The sequence below is a fragment of the Rhodothermus profundi genome (assembly GCF_900142415.1).
Classification (GTDB): Bacteria; Bacteroidota; Rhodothermia; order Rhodothermales; family Rhodothermaceae; genus Rhodothermus; species Rhodothermus profundi.
This window is the reverse complement of sequence record NZ_FRAU01000002.1, coordinates 152,905-171,328: the sequence shown is the minus strand read 5'-3', so window position 1 is coordinate 171,328 and position 18,424 is coordinate 152,905. Positions and strand designations below refer to the sequence as shown.

General features: G+C 60.3%; 18 protein-coding genes and 1 riboswitch. Of the genes, 4 read left to right on the top strand and 14 right to left on the bottom strand.

From position 1 onward, the window contains the following. Nucleotides 1-29: 29 nt before the first annotated feature. The 7 genes from BUA15_RS04235 to BUA15_RS04205 all read right to left on the bottom strand — a co-directional run bounded on the left by BUA15_RS04235 (nt 30) and on the right by BUA15_RS04205 (nt 8,580). Complete coding sequence (locus tag BUA15_RS04235; RefSeq protein WP_072714729.1) at nt 30-2,333, bottom strand: cation:proton antiporter domain-containing protein; 2,304 nt, start codon at nt 2,331-2,333, stop codon at nt 30-32. Between the two features lie 250 nt (nt 2,334-2,583). Continuing rightward, nucleotides 2,584-3,630, bottom strand: a complete 1,047-nt coding sequence (locus tag BUA15_RS04230; RefSeq protein ID WP_072714728.1) for a sensor histidine kinase — start codon at nt 3,628-3,630, stop codon at nt 2,584-2,586. 6 nt (nt 3,631-3,636) lie between these two features. After that, the gene (locus BUA15_RS04225) at nt 3,637-4,347 is read right to left on the bottom strand and encodes a response regulator (protein WP_072714727.1); all 711 of its coding nucleotides are present in this window, start codon (nt 4,345-4,347) and stop codon (nt 3,637-3,639) included. Between the two features lie 72 nt (nt 4,348-4,419). Beyond that, nucleotides 4,420-5,160: a PIG-L deacetylase family protein gene (locus tag BUA15_RS04220; RefSeq protein WP_072714726.1), complete on the bottom strand. Its 741-nt coding sequence runs from the start codon at nt 5,158-5,160 to the stop codon at nt 4,420-4,422. A gap of 59 nt (nt 5,161-5,219) precedes the next feature. Continuing rightward, a complete protein-coding gene (locus tag BUA15_RS04215) occupies nt 5,220-5,429 on the bottom strand; it encodes a (2Fe-2S)-binding protein (RefSeq protein ID WP_072714725.1) in 210 nt (69 codons plus the stop codon). Beyond that, a complete protein-coding gene (locus BUA15_RS04210) occupies nt 5,429-6,550 on the bottom strand; it encodes a hypothetical protein (protein ID WP_072714724.1) in 1,122 nt (373 codons plus the stop codon). The genes BUA15_RS04215 and BUA15_RS04210 overlap by 1 nt, the downstream gene beginning before the upstream one ends. 26 nt (nt 6,551-6,576) lie before the next feature. Then, complete coding sequence (locus BUA15_RS04205; protein ID WP_072714723.1) at nt 6,577-8,580, bottom strand: TonB-dependent receptor plug domain-containing protein; 2,004 nt, start codon at nt 8,578-8,580, stop codon at nt 6,577-6,579. 27 nt (nt 8,581-8,607) lie between these two features. Continuing rightward, nucleotides 8,608-8,861: riboswitch (cobalamin riboswitch) on the bottom strand. Between the two features lie 156 nt (nt 8,862-9,017). Here BUA15_RS04205 and BUA15_RS04200 point away from each other — a divergent pair. Beyond that, the gene (locus BUA15_RS04200) at nt 9,018-9,518 is read left to right on the top strand and encodes a MarR family winged helix-turn-helix transcriptional regulator (RefSeq protein ID WP_072714722.1); all 501 of its coding nucleotides are present in this window, start codon (nt 9,018-9,020) and stop codon (nt 9,516-9,518) included. A gap of 516 nt (nt 9,519-10,034) precedes the next feature. Here the strand turns inward: BUA15_RS04200 and BUA15_RS04195 are convergent. Together BUA15_RS04195 and BUA15_RS04190 are read right to left on the bottom strand one after the other, a co-directional pair. Then, nucleotides 10,035-10,277 (bottom strand): DUF2905 domain-containing protein, encoded by a 243-nt coding sequence (locus tag BUA15_RS04195; protein ID WP_143149563.1) that lies wholly within the window; start codon nt 10,275-10,277, stop codon nt 10,035-10,037. Between the two features lie 3 nt (nt 10,278-10,280). Next, complete coding sequence (locus tag BUA15_RS04190; protein ID WP_072714721.1) at nt 10,281-11,219, bottom strand: branched-chain amino acid transaminase; 939 nt, start codon at nt 11,217-11,219, stop codon at nt 10,281-10,283. A 121-nt stretch (nt 11,220-11,340) separates the two neighbouring features. Here BUA15_RS04190 and BUA15_RS04185 point away from each other — a divergent pair, with 121 nt between their 5' ends. After that, entirely contained in the window at nt 11,341-11,586 is a 246-nt protein-coding gene (locus BUA15_RS04185) for a hypothetical protein (protein WP_072714720.1), read from the top strand. 2 nt (nt 11,587-11,588) lie between these two features. Here the strand turns inward: BUA15_RS04185 and BUA15_RS04180 are convergent, their stop codons facing one another. From BUA15_RS04180 to BUA15_RS04165, 4 genes are read right to left on the bottom strand one after another with little or no spacing between them, the layout of a single operon-like run. After that, nucleotides 11,589-12,110: a GNAT family N-acetyltransferase gene (locus BUA15_RS04180; RefSeq protein ID WP_072714719.1), complete on the bottom strand. Its 522-nt coding sequence runs from the start codon at nt 12,108-12,110 to the stop codon at nt 11,589-11,591. Then, nucleotides 12,107-13,624 carry an AAA family ATPase gene (locus tag BUA15_RS04175; protein ID WP_072714718.1) on the bottom strand — a complete coding sequence of 506 codons (1,518 nt, stop codon included), beginning with the start codon at nt 13,622-13,624 and terminating at the stop codon, nt 12,107-12,109. Before BUA15_RS04175 ends, BUA15_RS04180 begins: the two co-directional genes overlap by 4 nt. 43 nt (nt 13,625-13,667) lie before the next feature. Continuing rightward, on the bottom strand, nt 13,668-14,705 hold the full coding sequence (locus tag BUA15_RS04170; protein ID WP_072714717.1) for an NHL repeat-containing protein: 1,038 nt from the start codon (nt 14,703-14,705) through the stop codon (nt 13,668-13,670). Further along, on the bottom strand, nt 14,705-15,874 hold the full coding sequence (locus BUA15_RS04165) for a S1C family serine protease (protein WP_072714716.1): 1,170 nt from the start codon (nt 15,872-15,874) through the stop codon (nt 14,705-14,707). The genes BUA15_RS04170 and BUA15_RS04165 overlap by 1 nt, the downstream gene beginning before the upstream one ends. 128 nt (nt 15,875-16,002) lie before the next feature. Here BUA15_RS04165 and BUA15_RS04160 point away from each other — a divergent pair, with 128 nt between their 5' ends. Further along, entirely contained in the window at nt 16,003-16,605 is a 603-nt protein-coding gene (locus tag BUA15_RS04160; protein ID WP_072714715.1) for a pseudouridine synthase, read from the top strand. Between the two features lie 46 nt (nt 16,606-16,651). Further along, complete coding sequence (locus BUA15_RS04155; RefSeq protein ID WP_143149562.1) at nt 16,652-17,053, top strand: hypothetical protein; 402 nt, start codon at nt 16,652-16,654, stop codon at nt 17,051-17,053. Between the two features lie 66 nt (nt 17,054-17,119). On the opposite strand, the gene BUA15_RS04150 is transcribed toward BUA15_RS04155, so the two are convergent. Beyond that, on the bottom strand, nt 17,120-18,397 hold the full coding sequence (locus BUA15_RS04150) for an adenosylhomocysteinase (protein ID WP_072714713.1): 1,278 nt from the start codon (nt 18,395-18,397) through the stop codon (nt 17,120-17,122). Between the last annotated feature and the right edge of the window lie 27 nt (nt 18,398-18,424).

The following is an 18,424-nucleotide window of genomic DNA, read 5'->3' as shown; positions in this document are numbered from 1 at the left end:
CTTGGTTTGCAAGGGATTGGATTTCAGATTCAGGCTTCTGGCAGCGCTTCACCCGGCTCCGAGCCTGCCGGAAGCGGTAGCCGACGCCGCTCGCTCTCAAGCAGCAACCGACGCAACGCCTCCGGTCCTGCAGCTGCCAGCCATGCCTGCTCAAAATCTTCACGCTGCAGAATTTGTGCAATGGCCGAAAGCGCCTGCAGATGAAACGTCCGCTCATCTTCAGAGCGCGCCAGCACAAACACAGCATGAACGCGCTCGGGCTGACCGGGAAACTGCAAGCCTTCCCGGCAACGGGCCACCAGCAGTTCAAAGCGACCCTGCCCTTCAACAATCACATGGGGAATGGCAACGCCCGGAAACACAACCGTACTGCTGAGCGCTTCCCGATCCAGAAAGCGCTGCTGCAGGGTTTCCGCATCAAGCTCCAGGCGAGCCGCCAGCGCCTCCGACGCCTTCCGGAAGAACTCTTCAAGCGAAAGCTGACGAGCCAGATCCAGCACAGACGCCTCCGCTACCAGCCGATCGAAGCGGTCACGCGGAACCGCCACCACATCGACCGCCTGAAGCACAATGACCTCGTCGCCAGGCTGCAGCGTAAGTCCACTATGCACAGCCCAATACTGATCTTCTCGGAGCACAGCCAGCGGAAGCGTCGGGCGCGGCCCCTGCAACGCTCGGAAAAATCGCGCAGCCGACCCAGCCTGCTCCACACGCACCTTGCTGCGCACAATACGCTCCTGCTCAATTCGATAGTCCCACGCAGCCAGCGAAACAGACCCGGCAAACAGGGTCGTGGCGTGCAGATGCGTCAGCAAGCTCTGATGCTCGGCCTCATCCCCTCCGCTGAAAAGCACATGGATTTCGGGCACGTAGAAAACCGTGCGCGCTAGTTGTGCCGCCAGCGCGTTCACCTCGGCATTCCCTGTCATCGCAATGAAGGTGCGGACATGGGCGGCCTGGGCTTCACTGAGCACCTGCTCATCCAGCGCATCTCCACAGCGCGCTTGCAGCCCATCCTTTTCTGCCAACGCGCAGAGCTGTGGATTGCGATCGACGACCCATACCGGTTGCGAGCGCGCCAGCACCCGTCCCAGCGCCCGTGCCGTCGTTCCCGCCCCAATGATCAGCACCCCCCGCCGCTCATGGTCGGAGCGCACCAGCTCACCCCGACGCTTGAGCCAGTCCACGCCCAGCTTGAGCAAAACCGGAACGGTAGCCGTTGTAAAGATGGCCATAAAGACCAGAATAGAAAAGATCGTGGTGTCGATGATGCCCAGCGAAAGGCCAATCTGGGCAATGATTATCTCAACCGCGCCCCGACCGTTCATGCCGGCCCCCAGCACCAGCCCTTCACGCCATCCATACCCGGTGGGCAAATAAAAGAGAGCCGTCCCTATAATCTTAGCCAGCGTGGCCAGCACAATGACACTGGCCAGCAATACGGGATGCTCCCAGAACACTTCAAAGGTGACCTCAAAGCCAGCCATCACAAAAAAGACCGGCGCCAGAAACCCCAGCGACACGTCCCGCACAAGATCCATCAGATCCCTGGAGAGCGTCCGGCCCAGCGTGCGCTCGCGCAGAAACAGACCCGCCAGAAAAGCCCCCAGAATACCATGCAGTCCCGCTAGCTCAGCTCCCTCAGCGTAAAGCAAGGCCAACACCACAATCAGCAGGAAGCTAACCGTTCGCCCCGGCGCATAGCGTTGCAGCCAGGCTCCAAAACGAGGGATAAGCTTCAGTCCCGCCAGCGCCGCCACCGAGAAAAACGCCAGCGCTTTCAGGCCTACAACGCTTAGCTGGACCATCGACACGCTGCCAAACTGCGCTACACCAATCACGCCGGCAAAAATCAACAGCGACAGGGTGTCGGTTATCAACGCCCCGGCCATCATCACATGCGCAATCCGCGTGTCCAGCAGTTGCAGATCAACCAGGATGCGCGACTTGGTGGCCAGCGAGGTTACCCCGGCAGCAACCCCCACAAACATCGCCGCATAGGCGCTGCCCGTTACGCTGTAAATCAGCAAATAACAGGCAACAAAGGGTGTAATAAAACCGCCCAGCGCGGCCAACACCCCCCCTTTAGAAGCGCGCCCCAGCTCCTGGGGATCGATTTCCATCCCGATGTAGAGGAGCATAAGCAGAACGCCCAGCTCCCCCACCACAGCCAGCGCCTCGCTTCCATGCAGGACGCCCAGCAGCGGTGGCCCCAGCAGCATGCCCGCCAGCAATTCCCCCAGCACCGACGGGTACCCCAACCGCGTAGCCAGCAATCCCCCCAGCCACGCGGCCACCAGCACCAGGAGCAAATTCAGTAGCGAGAGTTCCATAGGCAGCGTTTATTCGTGATGGAATACCCCTGTTCTGGAAGGCTTTTCCAAAGCACGGAGTCTAGCAACTACCTGCCGACGTTCAACGAAAGGCGGTCATTCTTGCGGCTTGCAGCGACCAAGCCATCGCCGCACCAGGCAGCGCCGCGCCGGCAGTGCCGAGGGAGGACGAAAACGATATGCCTTCCGATAAAGCATGCTGCAAAGGCCTTTTTAGACGATACGAAGCCGCTCCATAAAAGGCAAGCCTTTACCGCGCAACCGGCAGACAAAAGGCAAACGTAGCCCCCTGGCCGGGTGTGCTTTCGATTTCCAGCTGCGTTCGATGGGCGTTCAGGATGTGCTTCACAATAGCCAGTCCCAGCCCGGTCCCCCCCTGCTCTCGCGAACGCGAACGGTCCACGCGATAAAAACGCTCGGTCAGCCGGGGAATATGCTGCGGCGCAATGCCGATTCCATTGTCCACCACGGCAATGCGCACGCAATCATTCTGCGGTTGCAGCCGCACTTCCACAAAACCGCCCGGGCGGTTGTACTTGATGGCATTGTCCACCAGGTTGACCAGCACCTGCCGCAACCGCTCCCGATCGCCCAGCACAGGAGGCACGTCGGCGGGCATGCTACACCGCAGGGATACCTGGCGGGTAACGGCCAGCGGCTCCATCGATTCAAGCACGTCACGCACCAGCACCGGCAGATCGAAGGCGGCCGGCTCCATCTGCAACGCACCCGTCTCCAATCGAGCAATCTCAGAGAGATCGCGCACCAGATTAGCCAACCGATCGGCATTGCGCAGGATTTTTTCCAGAAAGGCGCGGCGCGTAGCCTCATCGCCAGGATCTGCTTCAAGCAGCGTCTCAGCAAATCCGCGGATTGAAAAAATGGGCGTCTTGAGCTCGTGCGAGACGTTGCCCAGGAACTCGCGGCGGTAGCTTTCCATGCGTCTAAGTTCTTCGATCTCCTGTTCGAGCACGCGCCCCGTGCGATAGATCTGCCAGACAAGGCGGCTTAGCTCGTCCCCCTGAGGTGCAGGCGGCCGGTCCAGCCCTTCAAAGGAACGCTGCTGAAGCTGCCGGAGTAGCGCGCGGGCTTGCGCCAACCGAGGGGTCAGCAGATGCGCAGCCACCACCAGCACACTTGCCCCGAAAACCAGCAGCAACAGTCCCAGCCGCACCCCGGGCGAATCGACGTGCAGCCCTATCCCTACCGTCGGTAGCAGCGCTAGCAGCACGCTGTAGACGGCCAGCTTCCATGCCAGCCGCCCCGGACGAAAACCACGAAGCGGTTGCCCGGGCATAATGCACTATTCACGAAACTTGTAGCCCACGCCCTTAACCGTTTCAATATAGTGGCTGCCCAGCTTTTCCCGAATTTTGCGGATGTGTACGTCTACGGTTCGATCCACCACATAGACGTCGCGTCCCCACACCTCGTCCAGCAACTGCTGACGCGTGAATACTTTGCCAGGATGTGCGGCCAGAAAGTAAAGCAGCTCAAATTCCTTGCGCGGCAAACGAAGCGCTTCGCGTCCGTTCGGCGTAAGACGATAAACCAGGTAGCGGTCTCGATCTATCTCTAAATCATGAATGCGCAGCAGATCCGGCGGCCGCTCGTAGCGACGAGCACCCCGCAAAAGCGCTCGCGTCTGGCTCAACAGCACCGGAACGGACACGGGCTTTCCCACATACATGTCGGCGCCAACATCCAGCCCCTGGATCTGATCCTCTTCTTCCGTCCGCGCCGTAAGCATCAGAACCGGTGTCGTGCGCAACCGGGCATCCCGCCGAATGCGGCGGCATACTTCTATCCCGTCCAGATTGGGCATCATAATGTCCAGAATGATAACGTCCGGCTGCACCTGAGCGGCTTTTGCTAATGCTTCCTCTCCATCCCGGGCCAGCACGACTTCAAACCCTTCCCGCTGAAAATTGTACGCCAGCAGCGTCAGAATATCCTCCTCATCGTCAACAATCAGAACGCGCGGCGGCCGCTCGTTAAAGGCGGTAGGCGACATGGCGTCTGAAGGGGTTGCTGGGCAGGATCCAGGTTGCAGCATATGCTGCAAGATACACGTTTCCTGCCCGGTTTATATTATCGGAGCATTATGTGCCGTATTTTCAAGGACGGGCAACTGCGCCGTCAGATCTTCCAGCGGCGGATCGAAGGCTTCCTGAAACAGCTCGAAGCACACGCCCTCCGTAACAGATGCCAGCGGCCGGTTCTGTTCAATCACTTGTTGATAGGTCCGGTAACAGGCCAGTGCAGCCGCTGCCTTCTCCAGATCCTCTGGCGCAAACGAAACGCAGGCGTCAATCTGCGCGCGCGGCGAAGTGCGCAGATGGGGCGGCTTTTCTATCAGTCCCTCCGGCAACGTGAAAAAAGCCAGCCGCCGCAGGAAGGGCAGACGCTCACGAAGCGCGCAGAACACGCGCTTGACCGCTGCATGCGTCACCAGATGATCAGGATGCCCACTGATGCCATGCACTGGATAGGTCACCACCACCTCTGGCCGATGACGCTCAATGGCCTGCGCCACCACCTCCTCTAGCATCCGGGGATCCAGCTCGGCCAACCCACCATCCGGAAAATCCAGCACTTCCAGGCTGGAAAGCCCGAGCACCTCCGCCACACACTGCATCTCTTCAAAGCGGACCTGACCCATCTCGGCCTTGGTATAGCCATGGTGATGCCGCTGACGGGTAGCCTCGCCACGCGTCAAGGTTAGCAGATGCACGGCATGCCCCTCACGCCGCTGCCGGGCAATCGCCGGCGCCGGCCCAAAACACTCGTCGTCCGGATGGGGAAAGATGTACAGCAGCGTGGCCACCAGAAAGCAACAAGCCTTTGAATGCCTAACTGAGTTTTAACAAAATTTGTTGCAACAGATTATGAAGCTGAGTCTTCGCGTATTATTTCGGAGAAAACCGTCTGGCCGGTCTGAAGCATGCGGCGTACGTAGGGCAGGCAGAGCCGGCAGCGGAGGCCAAAGCGCACGTGGCGCTGCAGGTCCTCAACGCTGCCGGCTCCTGTCTGCGCCGCTACGGATAGCAGCTCTGCAAAAGTCCGCTGGAAGCAATAGCAGCGGTCGATGCGCATCAGCGGGTTTCCTGCACCAGTTCAATGTGCGAGGGAGCCGGACCGACCGTAAAGCGGCCCAGCTGCCGGCCGTCGCGGTCCAGAATGATCACCGCTCCGGCGGCTGTGTAGTCGGGTGCGCCGTTTGGTCCGGCGGCCAGTCGGGCCACGTAAATGCGCCGCTGCGCGGCGTCGTAGGCGATGGCCGACAGGCCGGCCAGATCGCTCACTTCCGGCAGCGTAAACGTGGCCGCTAGGGCGTTGGCGTCGGTGTCGATGCGGAAGATCTGCCGATTGCTGCCACTGATCACGTACAGCTCCTCCGCCGTCGGCGCATAGTAGGCCACCTGGGTGCCGTTTACCGAACCCAGCTGCACCTCGAACGTCAGCCGGGCGACGACCGCCCCGGTCTGTGGATTCATAAAGACCACCTGGCCGTTGGTTCGCTCAATGACGGCACTATAATCTTCGTTATAAACGGTCTTGCCCTGGCAGACAACCACCAGCTCGTCCTCGTCGTCCACAAACACCGCTTTGGGGCCGTCGCACCCGGGTTCAAGCGTCCCGATCACCCGGTCAGTTGCCGCGTCAAGCACCGAGATGGTCCGTCCAGCACCCAGCGAGCCATAGTTGGCCACGTACACACGCCCCTCATGGACGACAATTCCCTCCGGAAACGGCCCGACTTCGATCGAATCTGCCACGATGGTCCGGTTGGACGGATCGACTGCAAACACAAGACCATTCCCACCAAACACCATGTTGGTCACGTAGGCCTTCTGGTCGCTGGCAAAAGCCACATAACGCGGGATAGGCAGCCCTTCAATGCGCCCGGCAAGCTGCTGAGCGGCCACATCCACCACGGCAACCTGCCCGACGCTGAACGTGTTCAGCGCAACGTACACCCGCCCTTTATGCAGCGTCAGACTCTGCACAAAGGCGTTCAGCGCCAGCGTTGAAGTCTGGCCCGTAACCGGATTGTAGAAAGTGAGCGACCCGTTCTGGTCGCTGAAGTTACCTCCATTGCCTACAACGACCCCGACTGTAACCAGCCGGTCGGCATCTTCTTCGTCGGACCCTAACAGGTCGCAGCCGCTCCATACGAGCAGCGAAAGCATTGTTAGTAGGAGCCAGCGTCGCATCGTTCGTTCTGTTCAGGTTTGAGGGTTTACGGAAGTAGATCCAGACGAAGCTGCACGCGCAGGTGACGCGGCGGCATTGGATAGAAGCGCACGACCTCGTAGGCCGTGTCGGTCAGGTTTTCAACAGTCAGGCTAAGGGCCAACCGGACGGACGCCACTCGCTGCTGAACGCCCAGCCGCGCATCGAGCACGGTAAAAGGCGTCAGCGCCTGCGTTTCGTCGGTAGTGAGATAGCGCTGGCCCGTGCGGCGCACCTGGATCCCCAGCCAGATCGGGCCAAGCTGTCCGTCCAGAAAGGCTTTAAGCTGATGCAGCGGAACGTACCGGAGCTGACGTCCATAAGCCCGCGTGCCGGGATGAGAACGGTCTTCTGCCCGGGTGAGGGTATAGAAAAGTCCTCCCTGGAGATGAACATGCGGCGTAAGCGACAGGCGAGTCCGAAGCGAAGCTTCCAGACCACGCGTGCGCACGCGCCCCACGTTAACCGGCCGCCAGAGTTGCAACCCCGGCGCCACCAGGCCGGGATACCAGACGATTTGATTGGTCAGCATGGTCTGGAAGGCCGTCAGCTCCAGCTCCATCAGACGCACGCGAGCGTACAGCCCAAACTCCGTCGTCCATCCCTGCTCGGGGCGAAGATCGGGGTTGCCTCCGGGGCGGTAGAACCGTTCTCCCAGGGTGGGCGCCCGGAAAGCGCGGCCAATGAACCCTTTCAGATAGAGCTGATTGGCCCGAAGCGTCAGGTTCAGTCCGAGCTGCGGGCTGAGCGCGAGGAAAGAGCGTCCGGCTGTCGCATACAGATCCAGCCGCAGGGCCGGATCAAGCCCCAGCCGCCCCCGCCGCCCGGTTAGATGCGCCGCCAGGGCCGCCAAGCGCTGATCAACGCGGCCGCGCAGTGCCGCCTGTTCCCACTGAGCCTCGGCCTGCACGCGCAACGCCCAGCTTGCGTTCAGCACCTGGTCCAGCGCTACCGCCAGGGCCACCCCGCGCGTGCGCGTGGTGTCGGATTCACGGGCAAAACGGTTGATGTATGCCAGCCATGTACGCTGATAGCTGCCTCGTAGCGAGAGCCGTCCAGAGGAAAGAGGTCGTTCGGCCCGAAGCAACAGGCGCTGCTGGCGGTCGGTCTGGCGCGCATCAACCGGCGGCGCATTGCCCGGGCTAGGCAGGCTTCGCCGGGCCGTTGTCAGCCACAGCGTTCCTTCAAGCCGCCAGCTTCCCTCGAAGCGCACTTTGCCAAACACCGTGGTCATCTGCCGGTCGGCCCCTTCCCGACGACGCATGCGGGGTGGGGGGAACGGATTGGGATACGGGTAGGCGCCGCCTGTGCGGCTGCGCTCCACAGCTCCCAGCAGGGCGACCTTTCCTGCTCCGCCGTGAACGACAGTGCCTATGCTGCGCTCGCCATAAGCGCCCAGACGCAACGTTCCGCGCCCCCCCAGCTGCGCCGACGGTCGCAGGGTGTGCAATCGCACCACGCCCCCGATAGCCCCTGAGCCGTACGCCGCCGCTGCCGGCCCGTGCACTACCTCCACCGACTCCAGCAACGCCGTGGGCAGCAGCGTCAGATCAATCAGGCCAGACTGGGGATCGGCCACGCGGTGCCCATCGATCAGCAGGAGGGTCTGAGTAGCGCTACTACCTCGCAGAGAAAACGTAGCCAGTCCACTGCTGCCGTAGCGTTTGACAAACAGTCCGGTTCGCGCCTCCAGGAGCTCCGCGACCGTAATGGCTTCTGCACTCTCCAGATCGGTCGTTTCCAGCCGCCACCGACGTTGCCCCGTCGCTGCAGCAATCTCAACGCGTTGCTCCTCTACGAGGACGGAGGGAAGCGTCAGGGTAGTATCTACGCGATCCTGGGCCCGGGAACCCAGCACGCACCCGAGTCCCAGCAACAGCAACGCATGCAGAACCGCAGGAAAGTTCATAAAAAAGCCCGTTACCTCAATGCGAGGTCCGGGCCAGCGCAGCCAAGCCAGAACGACGAAAAAGCCGACCGCACGGTCGGAAAAGTCGAACAGGCGGTGCATCAGGCGCGGACCTCAGTTCCCGGAGGCTTCGGCCTGACGCCGCTGGCAGGTCTCCTGGCTCACCGTGGGTTCCGTCAGCGCGACGGAACGGACCCGTCACAGGCTCCACCAACGGCCTTCCCATCTGCCCGAAGCAGACAGTGACCGCCAGCTTCTTCGCCTGCCGGCCGCTGCCACGGCTCACAGTTGCGGGTACAGCTCCAGATTCCCCGGCCAGCCGACCGGGCCACTGGATTCCCTTTTCATCCGCCTGAGGCGGAACCAGCGGCGCATGTCGAAGAACACGGTCCGAATTTATGCACGGGCAAACTGCCACGCAAACTTTTCAATGAAACTCCCTGTTGAAGCATTTTGGGACGCAGCAAAGACTTGCCCACAGGCCCTGCAATTTGTAGGTTAAGCAACACGCAGCATTACGCAAAACTACGCATTTTCCCATGAAGCTTGCCGAGCGCATCAAACAGAGCCACTTCGTTTCGCCAGCACAGGAAGCGCTGCTCAACATTCTGGTGACCAGCTCCTGGGTGCTAAACGAGCTGACCGCACTCATGGCGCCTTTCGGGGTCACGCCCACGCAGTATAACGTGCTGCGCATCCTTCGGGGAAGCCACCCGGGAAAATTGACGTGCACAGAAATTGGACGGCGTATGCTCGACCGTATGCCCGATGTCACCCGGCTGCTTAACCGGCTGGAACGGGCTGGCCTGGTCTCCCGCAGCCGCTCAACGCACGACAAACGCGTCGTCGAAGTGGGCATTACGGAAAAAGGCCTGGAGCTACTGGCGCGCATGCAGCCCGTAGTAGACGAAGCCCAGGAACGCCTGATGAGTCGTCTTTCCGCGGAAGAATTACGCCTGCTCAGTGAATTGCTGGACCGCCTGCGGGTTGACGAGGAAGAAAAAGAGGCAGAAACAGCAAGAAGCGCAACAGGCTCATAAGTCGCGCTGGGGCTGCACTGCTTACAGGTCAGAGGAATTGGAGGCTGTGGCTACAGGAAGGTGGGTAGATTACGTGTCCCTGCACTGCCTGGGGGTTCCTGTTGCCAGAAAGAGAGTGCGGGCGTTCGATCTCTGTAATCTCCACCGAGCCACGTTCTGCTTTGCCCAGAGCAAAACCGAACAGGGTCACCAGCCGCTCCGTTGAAGCCATCTGCGTCGTCTGTTCAGAATAGGCTTACGGGTATCGAGGAAGGCCGGGCAGACCCGGCAAGGGGGTTGTCTGGCCAGACGCACCTGAAGAGCGTTCCACCCGATGGCAGGCTGCTCTTTTGTTCAGCCAGCGTACAACCGTTGCGTCAGTGGCAGGTAAGGCGCCTTGTTTTGACACGAGGGAGAACGCTACGCCTTGTCTGGGCCGCCCTTCACGCCCGCTCAATACGATCCCTTTCTGCTCTGAGCGTATCTGCACGTTTCAGACGCATCGCCCAGGCGGTCGGCTGCAAAGCCCTGTCGCACTCAGCGAAAGAGCCGAAGCAGCAGGTTCAGCAGGATCGTGAGCACAAGGCTAAGAAGCAGCATGGTCCCCAGGGGGAAGTAAATGCGCACGTTCCCCTTTTCCCAGCTAAAATCGCCTGGAAGGCGGCCCAGGGGGAGCTGCGGCAATCGTCCAAGTAAAAGCAATACGCCTCCCACCACCACCAGCACCACGCCGATCAGGAGCAACCAGCGGCCCAGTTCGGTCAGCGGACTCTGCGCCATCGCTCAGGACGACACGCTTGCCTCCCGAGGCACTTCGACAAACGTTAACCAGCCGTACGGGTCTTTACCCTCGCGGACAATCTCAAAAAACGCCCGTTGCAGCGCTTCGGTTACCGGCCCCCGCCGTCCCTGTCCAATGGTATAGCGGTCAACGGACCGGATGGGCGTGATCTCGGCAGCCGTTCCCGTGAAGAAAAGCTCATCGGCAATGTAGAGCGCCTCGCGCGGAATCGGCTGCTCAATGACCGTATACCCCAGATCCCGGGCCAGCGTAATCACGGCATCCCGCGTAATGCCTGGCAGAATGGATAACGTCAGCGGTGCCGTATAGATGACACCGTCTCGCACCAGAAACAGGTTTTCTCCGCTTCCTTCCGCCACATAGCCATCTACCGACAGCATAATGCCCTCGCTATAGCCGTTGAGCACGGCTTCCATCTTCACCAGCCCTGCATTGGCATAGTTGGCGCCTGCCTTGGCCATTGCCGGCAGCGTGTTAGGCGCCATGCGATTCCAGGTGCTCACCTGCACATCGACCCCCTGCTCCAGTGCCTCATCTCCCAGGTAGGCTCCCCATTCCCAGACGGCAATAAACACTTCGACCGGTGCCTTCAACGGATTGACCCCCAGCGATCCCATGCCGCGGAAGGCCACCGGACGAATGTAGCAGGCTTTCAACCCACTGGCGCGCACGGTCTCAAGCGCGGCGGCCTCCAGTTCTTCCAGCGTATAGGGAATCTCCATGCGGTAAATCCGGGCCGAATCAATCAGCCGCCGCAGGTGCTCCCGCAACCGAAAAACCGCCGGTCCACGAGCGGTATGGTAACAGCGAATCCCTTCAAAGACCGACGATCCATAATGCACCACGTGCGAGAGCACATGAATCTTGGCCTCCTCAAACGGCACCAGCTTGCCATTAAACCAGATCGGGTGTCTGTCCATTGTGATCGTTCGGGTCTTGGTTCTTCGAATACTTCTGGCGAAAACTTATGGCAGTATCTGGAAACCTGCAGCCTTTTGCGCCATAGGAGCCTCAAACACGCATCATCCACCACACGCACCAATGCGCTGGGGTCGCCTGATACTCGGGCTGGTTATGCTGGCATTCGTGTTGTTGGCCGTGGCTGACGCGCTCGACCTGTTCGGCCGGCGTCCTTACTATGAAGTCCCGCACGGTAATCATACCCACTACGTCCCCCGCGACCGAGACCCTGACGTCCCTATTGAGCGTTTCCCCACCCGACCGCCGGAGCGGTGCGAGCGCATCGCACCCGATGGTCGGTTGGTCCCGATCGAAGATTGCCCGTAGGCTCATGGCGCTTCTTCCCTACGCCCCAACCGTTCCAACGCTTCACCGCTCAAACGCATGGTGATCCATTGTCGCATAGGGCGAGCGCCCAGTCTGTGGTAGAACCGGAGCGCCGGCTCATTCCAGTCGAGCACCTGCCATTCCAGCCGTTGAGCGCCGCGGGCGACGGCAATTTCGGCCACGCGCTTGAGCAACGCAAATCCAATGCCCCGCCCCCGATAGGCAGGACGCACGTAAATATCCTCCAGATGAATGCCCCAGCGCGTCAGAAAGGTTGAATAGTTCGCAAAGAAGAGCGCAAAGCCCACCACTTCGCCGGTAGCTGAATCTTCGGCCAACAGCGCTTCGCAGCGCGGCGAAGCCTCAGGGTGCAAATGGGCACGCAACGCTTCCGGGTTCGGTCGCGCTTCCTGACGAAGCCGCTCATAGTCGGCCAGCTCTAAAATGAGCTGCACAAGCGTCTCCGCATCATCCGGCTCGGCCATCCGGATCCGAAAAGTGGTTTCTGTGGCATGCGTGCTCATCGGTAGCCGCGGAGCAGTTCATCATCTTCGTCTTCTTCGTCGTCATCCCGGCCCAGCGACGAGAGCATCGCTCCCATGATGTCGCTGTAGCGGGTTTCCTGGTCAATCAGCTCCTTGCCCACCAGGGAATGCTGGTGAAGCGCCTCCAGTACGAACTCCATCATGGACGCTGTTTCAGCCGGAGTGGCTGGCCGCGTGTAGCGCTGCACCAGCCCGCAGAGCCCTTCCACGGCGTCCAACCGACGGACATATTCGTCAAACGGCAGCTCCGGCGTCAGCTCCACCCGCCCGCCCCGAGCAAACCAGTCCAGGATCGGCTGATAGACCGCTCGTCCCTCCTTTCGATTCGCAGGGTCCGGAAAATACCGTGGGAAAATAGCCTTGACCGCACGGCCAATCAGCAGGCGGGCGACGTTCTGCACGCCTTCCTGCTCCCCTTCGTATACCAGCTCAATTTTTCCGGTAATGGCCGGCTCCACAAAAAGCAGATCACTGATCCGCACCGTGGTTTCTGCCTCACCATTCAGCAGAGCCCGGCGTTCGGCGGCCGAGATCAGGCACTCAAGCGCAGCCCGCGTCATACGTACTGAAACGCCCGACCGCTGGTCAACGTATTCGCTCTGGCGCGCCTCAAAAGCAATTTGCTCAATGATTTCCCGGAAAAAGTAGGGTAGATGGACACGTACCTGTCCGTCGCGCTTCTGCCAGGCCTCCTGCTGCGTGATTGCAATGCCAATTTCAATTGTTTTCGGATAGTGCGTAATGATCTGGCTATCGATGCGATCCTTCAAGGGCGTAATGATGTTGCCTCGGTTCGTATAGTCTTCCGGATTGGCGGTAAAGACCAGAAGAATGTCGAGGGGAAAACGAATGTTAAAGCCGCGAATCTGGATATCCTGTTCTTCCAAGATGTTGAGCAATCCTACCTGGATGCGAGGCTGCAGGTCGGGCAGTTCGTTGATGGCAAAAATGCCCCGGTTTGTGCGCGGGATAAGCCCAAAATGGATGACTTCCTCGTCGGCATAGGTCAGCCTTCGGTTAGCGGCCTTGATAGGGTCGATGTCGCCGATCAGGTCGGCAATGGTCGTATCGGGCGTGGCCAGTTTTTCCGCATACCGCTGGCTTCGATGCAACCATTCGATGGGGGTGTCGTCGCCCATGTCGGCGACGATTTCCCGGCCGTATTTTGAAATGGGAGCAAACGGGTTGTCGTTGACTTCGCTGCCCCTGATGATGGGGATGTATTCGTCGAGCAGCGCAGGAAGCATTCGGATGAGACGCGTTTTGGCCTGTCCGCGCAGCCCGAGCAGAATCATGTCGTGCCGGCCTAAAATGGCATGCTGGATTTGCGGAATGACCGTGCGTTCGTAGCCAATAATGCCAGGAAAGATTTCTTCGCCACGCCGCAACTTGGCGATCAGGTTTTTACGCAGTTCATCTTTGACCGAAAGCGGCTGATAGCCTGCCTCCTTCAGGTCACCCAGCGTCTTCAACTCGGTCAACACACGTCCCATGGCCTCAGAAGATCGGTTCGAGCAGTCAGGTTAGGTAGCACGGTCACGATGGAGCGCTGTTCCCCGGAGGGGGCCAGCGATAGGCCACGATGCGGGGTTCCGGATCGTTTAGCACTACGACCAGCAAACATGAAGAGGGCTGGCACCGCACCGCCAGATCATGTGGATAAAACCGGCGATTCAGGGGCTGCGCTGGGGGGACGAGCCGGTGGCGCAGGTGGCCGTCGCGCAGGCCGTATACGTCAATCTGCACCCAGCCAGGCCGCAGGTTCAGCACAAAGAGCAGCGAGTCAACGGGCACAGCCGAAGAGGTGAGCAGCGGCGCTTCATGCACCTCTCCAACCAGGAAGGCGCGGCTTCGCGCCAGCATGGGCGAATCAAATCCTACGAGCGCCAGCGTATCGAGTCGTCCATCAGGCCACCAGCGATCGATCACCGGCCGAAAGCCAGCCAGGCTCAGCAACGTGTCGCCCCAGGGGCGCACAAACCCGGCGTAGCGCCAGTACGGTTCAGGGAGGGGCTGCTGGCGCAGCACGCGTCCCTGGCGGTCGAGCTGCACCAGAATGCCGCCCTGTCCTTCACGCACGGCCTTGACAAAGTAGCCCTGGGGCGTGGCTGCTGCGTAGAGCAATGCACGGTCGGGCAGCAACGAGGGCAAAGGAAGTCGCTGCACCACCTGCCGTCGGGCCACAAGCACAAGCTGCCGGGCCTCGGGAGCCAGCACCACCAGCGTATCGTGTCGAAACCCCGCGAGATAGGGATAGCGCACGCCAGAGGGTTGCAGCGTATCGCGCAACGTACCGGCTGCGTCAAGCACGGCCAGCAAGTGGCGCTCGGCATCGCTCAGGTACAGCAGACCGTCGGGACCAAACTGAACCGTGCGGGGTCGTTTGAGCGGAAGAGCTTCCGAGGCGGAGACAGTCCAGTACGGTTGGAGTGTATCGAAGGGAACCGTAGCCGCTATCTGGCGCGAAAGCGAGTCGGAAGGCAACAGCGCGCGGGGCTCCTCGCGCCGGCACGATCCCGGGAAACACCCCGCCAGCAACAGCGCCAGTCCAGTCAGAAGAAGGGTGGGCTTCATTACCGTGACTCCTGCCGTCCGATGCGCATTTCCAGCGTAAGCCGTCGTCCTTCACGCAGCACGCCGACCTGCACGCGGTCGCCCGGCCGAAAGTCAAACAACCGGGCCCGCAGCTCGTCACTGTTCGCGACCGGGGTGCCGCCAAACGACACGATCACATCATACGGTCGGAGGCCAGCTTCATCAGCGGGCGAGCCAGGGTCCACATCGGTCACGAACACACCGCGGGTATCTGCTACGCCCAGCGCCTGCGCAATCCGAGGCGTCAGATCCCGCACGTACAGCCCCGTGTAGTAGGACCGGTCCACATAACCCTTCGCCTTTAGCTCCGCAACGATGCGCTGGATTTTATCCGCCGGAATGGCAAAGCCAATCCCTACCGAGCCACCCGTCTCCGAGTAGATAGCCGCATTCATTCCAATCACTTCACCCAGCGCATTCACCAGCGGTCCGCCCGAATTGCCCTGATTGATGGCTGCATCGGTCTGGATCATATCGCGGTAGAGTCGGCCATTCTGAGGCGGCAGGTTACGTCCAACGGCGCTCACCACGCCGACCGTCACCGTAGGCGGCGCCGCCTCAAACAGACCGTATGGATTGCCCAGCGCGATCACCCATTCGCCCACAATGGGCTTGCTTCGACTGAAGCGCAGGTAAGGCAGCGGCCGATCCGGGTTTACCTTTAACAGCGCAATGTCCGTAACCGGATCTGTCCCCACCAGTTCGGCATCCATGGCCCGACCGTCAGGGAAAGAAACGGTAATTCTGGTAGCGTTTCCTACCACATGGTCATTTGTAACAATGTAGCCATCCGGCGAAATGATAAATCCCGAGCCAATGGCATGAATCTGGCGCTCAATGATACGGGAGCGGGGTCCGCCAAAGAAAAACTCCCAGATTGGATCGTTGAAAAAGTCGGCGAATGGATCCCGGTAGCGGATGCGCTGCACTTCCAACACGTTGATGCTCACCACGGCAGGCGAGACTTCACGCACCGCCCGCGTGATCGCTGTTTCCCGGGAGCGGTAGAGTTGGGTTTGCAGATCTACGGTGTCCGCCATCACCCCCGGCGTGTCCGGAGCAGGCTCTTCAGAGCGGGCGTTTTGAGAGCACCCCCCTCCCACCAGTGGCAGCAACAACAACCCCAGAAGCGGCAGGACGCGTCGCATGGCAAGCTTAGCTGAACGTTGGATCTGGTCGGACCCAGGCGGCTGATACGAGTCAGCCTGCCCTGAGTTCAACCTGGAACATATCCTGCCGTTAAAGTGCCGGAGAATTTAGCGGGCCCGACAATGCCATGCGCAAGCCTATTCGACACCTTCTGTTCTGGAAGCCCTACGGGGTGCTGAGTCAGTTTACGGACCCGGCTGGACGTCCAACCCTGAAGCGTTACATTGACGTGCCCGATGTCTATCCAGTAGGACGGCTGGACATGGACAGCGAGGGTCTGTTGCTGCTCACCAGCGACGGACGACTCAAATATCGGCTGCTACACCCACGCTATGGACACTGGCGTACGTACTGGGTTCAGGTTGAGCGCATTCCTGACGACGAAGCCCTGCGACGCCTGGCCGAAGGCGTCGTGATTGCGGGCGGCTATCGAACCCGTCCCGCCCGAGTGCGCCGGATTGAGCCGCCGACGCTGCCGCCGCGCCCCGTCCCGATCCGCTACCGAAAAACCGTTCCTACCTGCTGGCTTGAAATTTCTATCCGGGAAGGAAAAAATCGGCAGGTGCGCCGCATGACGGCGGCCGTAGGCCACCCTACGCTCCGGCTAGTTCGCGTCGCCCTGGGGCCTTTACGCCTTGATGGACTGGCGCCCGGCCAGTGGCGTCCACTGACGCCGGACGAAGAAGCAGCCCTCTACCGTCTCTGTCGTTTGAGGAAACCTGGCCGGTGATACAACATTTTCCTTGATGAGCCTGAGCATCGAACGCCTCCCTCCTATGTGGCGCGCTGGCATGTTACTCGCGGGCGTCTTACTGGTAGCCGGCTGCAACCTGGTAGGCCCCACCGATACGCCCCTGCCCGCCCTGATCGGCTCCTGGGAATGGGAAGTGTCCGTCGGAGGAATAGCCGGGATACGTTTAACCCCGGAAGACGCCGGATATACCGTTCAACTCACTTTCCATGCAAACCGTACCTTTATCTGGCATCGAAGTGATCAGCCTCCCCTTACGGGCTATTACCAGCTCTTTCAGCGCAACAAAGCATGGTATATCCGCTACCGTCCCTCCGACGGACGCTTTATGCCCGAGCAGCGCATCACGTTTATTGCATCCGACACGTTGCTGCTGAACGACCGGTGTGCAGACTGCTTCTCCCATCGATTCCATCGCATGCCGTGATAAAAAAGGGCCATCCTGCCGGATGGCCCCGGAATAACTTATTGCCTTTCTGATAGCCTTTCTGAGCTAGGTGCCGGCGGTATAATCGGTAGCGTAAGCCTGCTGCTCTTCGGTGAGGGTGTCAATTTGAATACCCATCGTTTCCAGCTTGATGCGGGCGATCTCCTGATCCAGCTCCTCGGGCAGATCAATCACCTGCGGCGGGAGTTTCTCACCAGCTTTATGCTTTTCGACAAGCATGAGGTGCGCCATGAACTGGTTGGCAAAGCTCATGTCCATTACTTCCGAGGGATGGCCCTCTGCGGCGGCCAGGTTAACCAGGCGGCCGTCGGCCAGCACGTAGATACGCCGACCATTTTCGAGCAGGTATTCCTTGTTGTTGGGCCGCACTTCGCGCACCTGCACCGCCAGCTCAGCCAGCTCCTTCAGGTTTAGCTCCACATCGTAGTGGCCGGTGTTACATACGATGGCTCCATCCTTCATTTTTCGAAAATGGCGCCCCCGGATCACGTCCTTCATACCGGTGGCAGTCACGAAGATGTCGCCAATTTCAGCCGCTTCGTCCATAGGCATTACCCGAAAACCATCCAGCACAGCCTTCAGAGCAGCCGTTGGCTTCACTTCGGTAACAATGACGTTGGCGCCCATGCCACGCGCCCGCATGGCGACGCCCCGCCCGCAGTGCCCGTAGCCGGCCACGACAAAGTTTTTGCCTGCCAGCAAGACGCTGGTGGCGCGCAGGATCCCATCGATGGTGGACTGTCCGGTGCCGTAAATATTGTCAAAGTCCCACTTCGTCTCAGCATCGTTAACGGCAAAAACCGGATACAGCAGCTTCCCATCGGCTGCCATGGCCCGCAGCCGCTTGACACCGGTGGTTGTCTCCTCCGAACCGCCGATGATATGCTGGGCCAGCTCCGGGCGTTTGTGGTGGACCGTAAAGATCAGGTCTGCGCCGTCGTCAAGGGTCAGATGCGGCGGCCTGTCCAGCGTACGCTCAATGCTCCAGTAGAATTCCTCAACGCTCTGCCCATGCCAGGCGTAAATTTCAACGCCGGCAGCGGCCAACGCCGCAGCAATATCGTCCTGCGTCGAAAGCGGATTGCAACCGCTCCAGGCCACCTCCGCACCACAGGCCTTGAAGGTTTCGATCAGAACTGCCGTCTCTTTGGTTACGTGCAGGCAGCCGGCAATCTTATAGCCCTTAAACGGCTGCGTCTTGCTGTAGCGCGCGCGCAGATGCATGAGCACGGGCATGCGGCTTTCGGCCCATGCAATGCGCTTGCGGCCGGCTTCCGCCAGGCTCAGATCCCGTACCTTATAGGCTCCTTCCTTGTAATCCATTGTTCCGATGCTGACACGTGGTTTGTT